Here is an 8,190-nt window from a genome sequence, read left to right on the forward strand (position 1 = left end):
GGATGCATAGCACTCTACGCATCGCCACCTTCAATATTCATAAGGGTGTCACCAGTTTCAATGCGCGCCTGGTGCTGCACGAGCAGCGCGAACTGATTCGCCGCATGCAGGCGGACATCGTATTCTTGCAGGAAGTGCGCGGCGAACACGCCCGGCATCGGCACTTGTTTAATGGCTCCCAGCCGGAATACCTTGCCGATACCATCTGGCAGGATTTCGCCTACGGCAAGAATGCGGTTTACCCCGCGGGGCATCACGGCAATGCGCTGTTGTCCAAGTATCCCATCGTCAAGTGGGAGAACGAAGACATCTCCGCCCATGCCAGCGAACAACGCGGCATGCTGCATTGCGAGATTGCGGTGCCTGGGTGGGGGCAAAATCTGCATTGTGTGTGTGTCCATCTCGGCTTGTTTGCGCGGTGGCGCAGACGCCAATTGTTTGCCTTGCGCGAACGTATCGAAAGCCTGGTCCCGCATGATGCGCCACTGATTATTGCCGGCGATTTCAACGATTGGCGCATGCGGGCGGGCCATATTCTGGCGGATAGCCTGCAGCTCAAGGAAGTTTTCGAGCATGTGCGCGGCAAACCGGCGCGCAGCTTCCCGTCTTTGCTCCCGATGTTTCGTCTCGACCGGATTTATGCGCGCGGGTTCTATATCCAGCATGCGCAAATCCACGGTGGTCCCGCCTTTGCCAGGGTTTCCGACCATGCGGCATTGTCTGCGGTAATGATGCGGCTATGACCGACTTCGTTCCCAACAACCTGATCACTCTGCTGCGCAACGGCGCCGATTATTTCCCGGCGTTGGAGCGCGCGATCGATGGCGCCCAGGTCGAAATACATCTGCAAACCTATATTTTCGAGGATGATGGCATCGGACGCAGGGTTGCGGCGGCACTTATCCGGGCGGCACAGCGCGGCGTGACGGTATGTGTGCTGCTGGACGGGTTTGGCTGCAAAGATACGCCCAAGACGCTGATCGTGGAAATGCAGCGGTCTGGCGTCGAGGTGTTGTTCTATCGCCCCAAGATTTCCCCTTGGACGCTCAAGCGTAACCGGTTGCGGCGCCTGCATCGAAAAATTGCCGTGGTGGATGGCAAAATCGCCTTTATCGGTGGCATCAATATCATCGATGACATGAATACCCCCGGCCATACGCCGCCACGCGTAGATTACGCGGTGTGTGTGCAAGGGCCGCTGCTGAAGAGCATAGAGGCGAGCGCGCGCCGTTTATGGAGGCGTATCGCATGGGCGCGCTTGCGGAGCGTAAAACCATCGAAGCCCACGCCATCTGCGCTCGTCGTCAGAGGCAACATGTGGGCCGCGTATGTGGTGCGAGACAATGCCTTGCACCGTCACGATATCGAGGAGGCTTACCTCGCGGCCATTGAGGCGGCATACGATGAAATTATTATTGCGAACGCCTACTTCCTACCCGGTAGGGATTTCCGCCGTGCACTGATCAGTGCGGCTCATCGCGGCGTAAGAGTTGTGTTGCTCCTGCAAGGGAGGGTCGAATACTGGCTGCTGCACTACGCCTCGCGCGCGCTTTACCGGGAATTTCTCGATGCCGGTATCGAAATCCATGAATACCATAAGAGTTTCATGCACTCCAAAGTCGCAGTCGTCGATCGCCGCTGGGCTACCATCGGCTCCTCCAATATCGATCCGATGAGCCTGTGGCTGGCGCGTGAAGCCAATATTGTCGTGGATGATCAAGATTTCGCGATGCAGCTGCGCGACGATCTGGAACAGGCCATCCAGAAAGGCGCCAGACTGATTCGTCTGGATGACTGGAACCATACCAGTATATTACGGCGCAGTACTACCTGGTTTATCTATAATCTGGTGCGCTTGGCGATGGGGTTGATAGGCTTCCCGGACAAGGCATAAGCAAAATTGCCGAGTAGGGCGCGAACATCTATAATGCACCTTTCGCCGCTGTAGCTCAGTTGGTAGAGCAGCGCATTCGTAATGCGAAGGTCACCAGTTCGATTCCGGTCAGCGGCACCATTGATTTTTAATGGTTATTTTTTACTACAGAATGGAAGTTGGCAATTAAATTTTCATCTTTGTGGTAATTATGTAGGAAATTAATTAAGGCCGGATATTCCGGCCTTTTTTATTGTGCTTGAGCTTTTAATCCGTTTGTCGTGGATTAGATTCCCGCACGGCCACCAGTATCTAAGCGGCTTCCAGCGCTGGGGGGTGTTTCCATTTCTAGGTTAGTAGCCGCATAGTAGCCAGATTGTTGGGCCGCAAAATTCGGAATGCTAAGCGGTGCCTTCGCCTCTCGGGGGAGAGGCGAAGGCGCGCCGTGGATAACTCTACCTAAACATAAAGTCAAAGGCCTGCAAGATCGATGGTTTTCTTGTGACGATTTGGCAGATTTAGCTTCCAGCGAATCATGTCGCCAATGATTGGGTAGATGTCATTGTGCTTAGCCCCGAATCGCATGAACCCTCCTTGATACTTGCCAATGTCACGGTTCACGGTTACGTCGTCGGGAGGCAAATATAGCGCCAGGTCACTAACCTCATTCGTTACCTTGTCGGCGGGAGTAAGGTCAAAGTACTGCCACATTGGATTGTGATGTGAGAAGTCGATATCAGTAATGCCATCGAATAGCTTGTTAAGGATCTCGTCGCTATTTTCTGGTTTGCGATTGCTGAAGGCAAAGTCATAAACCAGCTTAGCCAACGCCTTCAAAACCACAGGCTGTGCTGCAACAGTCTTCTCACGAGCTTGCTCCTCACCAAACCCAGGGATTGCTGTCACGGCCTCCCAGAAGTGATATGCCACATCTGCCTTTGGCATAACGTCTGGGGGCGTAGCACTACCAATATTGGTTTTATTTAGGAAAAGTACTGCATTCACAGCCACCAAGTCTTTGCGGGAAATTGATCCGTCATCCTGGTGCCAATCAGCTTGATCCTTCTCCTGCACCTTGACGCCAAGGTTGCTGATAATTCGGTCTTTGATGAAGAGATTGACCGGGTTAGCGCTATCGAAACTCAGTGCGATACTAGTTTCGACTTTTTTGCCGAGACGGTTGAGATCGTGGAAGAGTTGCCGCTCTTGGTCAATGTCGAGCCCAAGATGGATTTCTACCGCCACAGTGCAAAAAGTACGTGCCACAACGTAGCATTCTTCCCAGAGTGTAGCCTCTTCAGCCTTGATCTCATTATTCTCGGATGGGTAAAGGCTGCCCTTCTTGGGGTATGCCCCCTTGGTACGAGCATCGTTAAGAAATTCAAAGACTATTTCCATCGCTTTACGGCGATGCTGGCCGTCTACGACCCAAAGTACATGTTTCTGTGAAAGGAACACTTTAAAGGCGGCTGTTTCATTATCTGCGGTTGTCATACGGATGCCACGCATACCCTCCCCGCTTGCATTGCACTCGCGGATATTGGTGACCAAGGGTTGTATCGAAAGATATGGCTGTCTTCCAAGTTTTTCCTGAGCATCCAAGAAACCTGCTGGCACGCCCTTTTTTTCAACGTTGCGGCGAGTAATCGCAGCGGTGACGAGTCCCTTGAGGATGTAAATCGCCAGTTTCTGAGCATGGCTAGGGTCAAGCTTGCGCTGAGAAATAGCTTCCCCGTCGCGCACTGGGTCGTTCGCTACTTCTGACATTTCAAAGAACTCGTGCATAGGAATGTACGTCATAAATGACCTGTACCCCAGGTTGTGTCCGATAAACACTTTTAACGGCTTGTCTGCTGTTCCGCCTTCATCCATCAAGTCATCAAGAGAGGAGAGGGGGGTGGGGTTGCCTTGCTGGTTTGCGTTAAACATATAACCTCCAGGTTTGTTAATTAACATTGCCAGGATTAATGTTACATATGACCTGGAATTTTTTCAAGATAGTCCTGGAGTATTATTAGAATATTTCCTGGTATGTTTTTATTGCCAATACCCAGGGTTGTTCTGTGTTGTATTGGCGTGGCTGATCCGTAGCTTCGTTGTGCTGAAAGATTGGGTCTTCAGGATTTTTTCGTACAGTTTATTGACAGGACTCCAAGGCGGCTTCGCCGCCAACGCCCACACGGCGCGCGCTCGCGCGTGCGTACGAGTGGCCGTCTGCGGCGGGCACCGCTTCTAATCTCACTGTAAACATGCGTTCCAGCTGACTTACACTGACGATGATCCATTGATGAATGCGGGTCCGCAAGGTGGTAGCTTCGGCTTTGACGCCGACGATTTGCTGGCCTTTGGGATCGCCGTATTTGTCCATTTCGCTGGGAGAAGATTATCACCACCTTTGCAGCCGGTGTGATCAAATGGCGGAATCAAGTTTTGGTCGAGCGGCTCAAAACAACCCCATGATAGACGTTTTCTACTTCAGTTCGAGCCAAACCGGGCCACCAAGGCACCTCGTCCATTCGTGCGTGGTGTGATCGTCATCCAGCCATCGATTGTTTACATAATTTACTGCTAACGATACAATAAGATACAATAAGATACAATTAATATATCCCCTCCTCCCGTGATACATGGACGGGAAAACTTATGATGAATGATCGTGGTGGAATGCTTCTGACAACTAATAAAAACTTAAGAGAGATTGTATTTTCTACAATTCCATTTATTTTCATTGCGCTGCTAATACTAATGAAGGTGGTATTTGCCCAAAGCTGGCGCATTGATAGTGATGAGCCGCAGCATCTGCATGTGATCTGGGGATGGGCAAACGGATTGCTCCAATATCGCGATGTGTTTGACAATCATGCTCCACTATTTCACATATTGTTCACACCTGTCTATGCTTTGTTTGGCGAGCGTCCTGATGTTCTCATGTCAATGCGGCTTGTCGTTATTCCTCTTTTTTTTGTAGCGCTATGGGCAGTTTATTTGATTGGCCAGCATCTATTTTCCAGGGAGGCTGGCTTGTGGGCTGCAATATTCACTGGACTATATCCTGGTTTTTTTCTCACTTCGTCGGAGTTCAGGACTGACGATCTATGGATGGTCTTCTGGCTGCTGGCACTTGCAGTGCTGGTAAGAAGGCCCTTGCGAGCTCCACATATATTCGTTGCGGGTCTATTACTGGGCGCCACTATCAGCGTCTCGATGAAAACAAGCCTGTTACTGTCGGCACTTGTATTGGCCACTCTTGGCTCAGTTATCATGCTACGCCGACCCGATCGGCTGCCTGTTAGACAATACGGTATCAATACCATATGGCTGCTTGCTGGTTTTTTGCCGGTTCCTCTGGCGCTTGTTTTGTTCTTTTCTATTCATGGTGCGCTGGGGCCGATGTATTACAGTGTTGTCACGCACAATATTGTTCCTGATCTAGGGCGCTGGACACACTTACAAACATCCGTGGTGCCTTCGCTTGGATTTTTGTTGTTGACTTTCTATGGAACCAATCTATTACGACACTCATGTGATGATAAGGAACTGCTTCAGCGCCGCACGGCAATATTTTTGACTTTTGGTCTAGCGATGACGGGCCTGTATTTATTTTGGCCGTTAATTAGCGCTCAGGACTTTCTGCCTTTGACACCGTTATTCATCCTCATGGCCACCGGGATGTTAATGGAGAGATTGGCCTACAAAGGGGGCAGTACACGGCAAATATCCCGACCCCTTGTCATATTGGTAAGCATTGCGATATTGGAACTAGGCTTGCTGCTTTTCAATGCACAACCCTGGCATCAGCGGAAGTTACCGGAAAACCGCTTGTTATCAGAAACATTACAGCTTACCCGTCCCGGCGAAACCATCATGGATTTAAAGGGTGAAACCGTGTTTCGTCAGCGCCCTTTTTTCTATGTGCTAGAAGGTATTACGCGCAAACGTATCAAGATTGGCTTGATCAAAGATAGTATTCCCGAGGATATAGTCAGGGCAAGAACCACTGTTGCCACGCTGGATAGCTACTCCTTACCTGTCCGGGGGCGTGAATTTCTCAAACGCAACTTTCTGGTTGTGGGGCACTTACGCGTCGTCGGACAGTTACTTGCAGTGCCGATTAATGCGCCAAATCACGATATATCCTTTGATATCAGTGTTCCAACCAGCTACGTACTACTGGCTGAATCAGGAGTAGTCAGTGGTTGGCTGGACGGGGTACCTTACAATGGTCCTCGTCAACTTGAGGTAGGTCATCACACTTTCCGTTTGTCGGCCCCCGTGGGGGCGGGTGGGCTGGCTGTGATCTGGGCTCCTGCTATCCAGCGGGGATTCTCGCCCTTTGCGATGCGGAATGCATCATGACTTCAACGTGGAATTTAACCCGGCAATGCTAGTTAAGCGGGTAGATAAAAACGGTTTTTAGCCGGTCTGCCGGTCCTGAGCATTTCGTACAGATATTGACAGGGCTCCAAGGCGGCTTTGCCGCTTCAAGGCGTACTGATACATGTGCTCTTTGATTTAATGGGGTGGCTGATGGGACTCGAACCCACGACAACCGGAATCACAATCCGGAATTCTAAATAAGAAAAAACCCTTTATTTACGCGAATTCTAGCCATCCATAGAATGCTATAATGCATTTATTGGCACAATTCTGGCACACTGCCCGAGGAATTAATGGCGTCGATTAGAAAAAAAGGTGAATACCAATGGCATGCACAAATCCGCCGTAAAGGTTACGTCGCCCAAACCAAAACTTTTAATACTCGAATCGAGGCGGAAACGTGGGCGCGTGCCGTTGAAAATGAAATGGACCGCGGCGTTTTTGTTAGTCGTGCCGAGGCTGAGTCAACGACTCTCCATTCAGCCCTTGACCGCTACGAGCGTGAGGTGTCCAAACTCAAAAAAGGCCACGATCAAGAAAAATATCGTATTTCTGCCTGGAAGGAACATCCTTTTGCTAGGCGGTCGCTCGCTAGTCTCCGGAGCTCAGACTTCGCTGAATATCGCGATAATCGACTGGCTGCTGGTACTTCCGCTGCAACCATCCGAAATGACTTGGCTGTAATTTCACATCTTTTCACCACTTGCGCCAAGGAGTGGAGCATCCCTGTCGTAAACCCGGTCGCTAATATCCGCATGCCGCGCGTTAACAATGCTCGCGAGCGTCGTCTTGTCGGTGATGAGGAAACTCGAATTCAGGCCGCATTTGATGCAGCGGAGAAAGCGGGGGGTGGAAAACGGACAAACATTTGGATGCGTTCGGCGTTCGTGGTAGCGATCGAAACAGCAATGCGCCAAGGTGAATTATTGGGACTTCGATGGGAGCACATCGACCTTAAGCGACGCGTTGCCCACCTTCCAAAAACCAAAAATGGTGATGCTCGGGACGTTCCGTTGTCGAGTCGTGCCGTGGCAGCCTTGGAGGCCTTGCCGCACGCCATTAAAGGGCAGGTGTTCGCAACGACTGCCAGTGCCTTGGATCAGTCCTGGCGGCGTTGTGTGGCTCGCGCCCGCCGCATGTATGAAGCAGAGTTGAAGCAGGCTGGAGTTTCTGACGGTGATATTGCAGACAATCCACTATTGGTCAACCTCACCTGGCACGATCTGCGCCACGAGGGTACGAGCCGGTTGGCCGAGAAGCTTGCCATGCACGAGCTCATGAAAGTGACCGGTCACAAGGACACGAGGATGCTGGCAAGGTACTATCATCCGAAAGCGGAAGATTTGGCAAGGAAACTTGGGTAATATATCCTATAATTCAGTCAATTATAAATTTATTGTAAAGTGAATTCGTGAACAGGTCGGACCATCTTACTCGATCAACGCCAATTGTTGGTAACCCGACAGTGGGGGCAGCTTTGGCTCGGTTTTTCTCATATAGCGTGCTTACAGAGCTGGCTAAGTACGGCCACTCAAAAATTGCTGGTCGCATTTCTCATCAATACAAGCTGATTGAAAAATTTGGACCTGAAACCAAGGTGGCGGATTTTTACGATGCGTTGTTCATGCAGTTGCATAATGATTATCGTCATGAATATATATATAAAAATGCGATTGCTGAAAAAGTTCTGTTAGGAAAGCACAATTTAAATACAGCATTTATGTTGACCGAGTTTGCAGTAGATTGCTGCAAGGCTGACGTTGTGGTTCTTAACGGCACATCTCATGTTTATGAGATCAAGTCGGAAATGGACAATTTTGATAGGCTGGAGCGGCAGCTTAATGCCTATAAAAAAATGTTTGATCTGATCACAGTCATTACTACTGAAGGTCTATTCGATGCTGTTAAAAGCAGAGTGGATGAAACGGTTGGCATTATGG

Annotated in this window: 7 protein-coding genes and 1 tRNA gene; 6 read left to right on the forward strand and 2 right to left on the reverse strand. The window is 50.2% G+C overall.

Going from position 1 to position 8,190, the window contains the following annotated elements; genetic code table 11:
* Positions 1-2 precede the first annotated feature (2 nt).
* The 3 genes from VGK14_RS01325 to VGK14_RS01335 all read left to right on the forward strand — a co-directional run bounded on the left by VGK14_RS01325 (position 3) and on the right by VGK14_RS01335 (position 2,014).
* The gene (locus VGK14_RS01325) at positions 3-743 is read left to right on the forward strand and encodes an endonuclease/exonuclease/phosphatase family protein (RefSeq protein ID WP_331507108.1); all 741 of its coding nucleotides are present in this window, start codon (positions 3-5) and stop codon (positions 741-743) included.
* Complete coding sequence (clsB, locus tag VGK14_RS01330) at positions 740-1,894, forward strand: cardiolipin synthase ClsB (RefSeq protein WP_331507110.1); 1,155 nt, start codon at positions 740-742, stop codon at positions 1,892-1,894. The genes VGK14_RS01325 and clsB overlap by 4 nt, the downstream gene beginning before the upstream one ends.
* Before the next feature lie 44 nt (positions 1,895-1,938).
* A tRNA-Thr gene (locus VGK14_RS01335) sits at positions 1,939-2,014 on the forward strand.
* A gap of 330 nt (positions 2,015-2,344) precedes the next feature.
* Here the strand turns inward: VGK14_RS01335 and VGK14_RS01340 are convergent.
* Positions 2,345-3,829 (reverse strand): DNA sulfur modification protein DndB, encoded by a 1,485-nt coding sequence (locus tag VGK14_RS01340; protein ID WP_331507112.1) that lies wholly within the window; start codon positions 3,827-3,829, stop codon positions 2,345-2,347.
* Positions 3,830-4,010: 181 nt separating this feature from the next.
* Positions 4,011-4,241: a hypothetical protein gene (locus VGK14_RS01345; protein ID WP_331507113.1), complete on the reverse strand. Its 231-nt coding sequence runs from the start codon at positions 4,239-4,241 to the stop codon at positions 4,011-4,013.
* A gap of 275 nt (positions 4,242-4,516) precedes the next feature.
* Here VGK14_RS01345 and VGK14_RS01350 point away from each other — a divergent pair, with 275 nt between their 5' ends.
* From VGK14_RS01350 to VGK14_RS01360, 3 genes are all read left to right on the forward strand, one after another.
* Positions 4,517-6,229: an ArnT family glycosyltransferase gene (locus VGK14_RS01350; protein WP_331507115.1), complete on the forward strand. Its 1,713-nt coding sequence runs from the start codon at positions 4,517-4,519 to the stop codon at positions 6,227-6,229.
* A 314-nt stretch (positions 6,230-6,543) separates the two neighbouring features.
* Positions 6,544-7,614 (forward strand): site-specific integrase, encoded by a 1,071-nt coding sequence (locus tag VGK14_RS01355; RefSeq protein WP_331507116.1) that lies wholly within the window; start codon positions 6,544-6,546, stop codon positions 7,612-7,614.
* A gap of 137 nt (positions 7,615-7,751) precedes the next feature.
* On the forward strand, positions 7,752-8,190 hold a 439-nt coding region (locus VGK14_RS01360), incomplete at its 3' end, for a sce7726 family protein (protein WP_331507117.1).

The organism is Novimethylophilus sp. (assembly GCF_036504375.1).
GTDB lineage: Bacteria > Pseudomonadota > Gammaproteobacteria > Burkholderiales > Methylophilaceae > Novimethylophilus.

Bases quoted from the DNA above. Each gene is read 5' to 3' on its own strand.
- VGK14_RS01325 (WP_331507108.1), top strand. From the start codon at position 3: ATGCATAGCACTCTACGCATCGCCACCTTCAATATTCATAAGGGTGTC.
- VGK14_RS01340 (WP_331507112.1), bottom strand. From the start codon at position 3,829: ATGTTAATTAACAAACCTGGAGGTTATATGTTTAACGCAAACCAGCAA.
- clsB (WP_331507110.1), top strand. From the start codon at position 740: ATGACCGACTTCGTTCCCAACAACCTGATCACTCTGCTGCGCAACGGC.
- VGK14_RS01350 (WP_331507115.1), top strand. From the start codon at position 4,517: ATGATGAATGATCGTGGTGGAATGCTTCTGACAACTAATAAAAACTTA.
- VGK14_RS01345 (WP_331507113.1), bottom strand. From the start codon at position 4,241: ATGGACAAATACGGCGATCCCAAAGGCCAGCAAATCGTCGGCGTCAAA.
- VGK14_RS01355 (WP_331507116.1), top strand. From the start codon at position 6,544: ATGGCGTCGATTAGAAAAAAAGGTGAATACCAATGGCATGCACAAATC.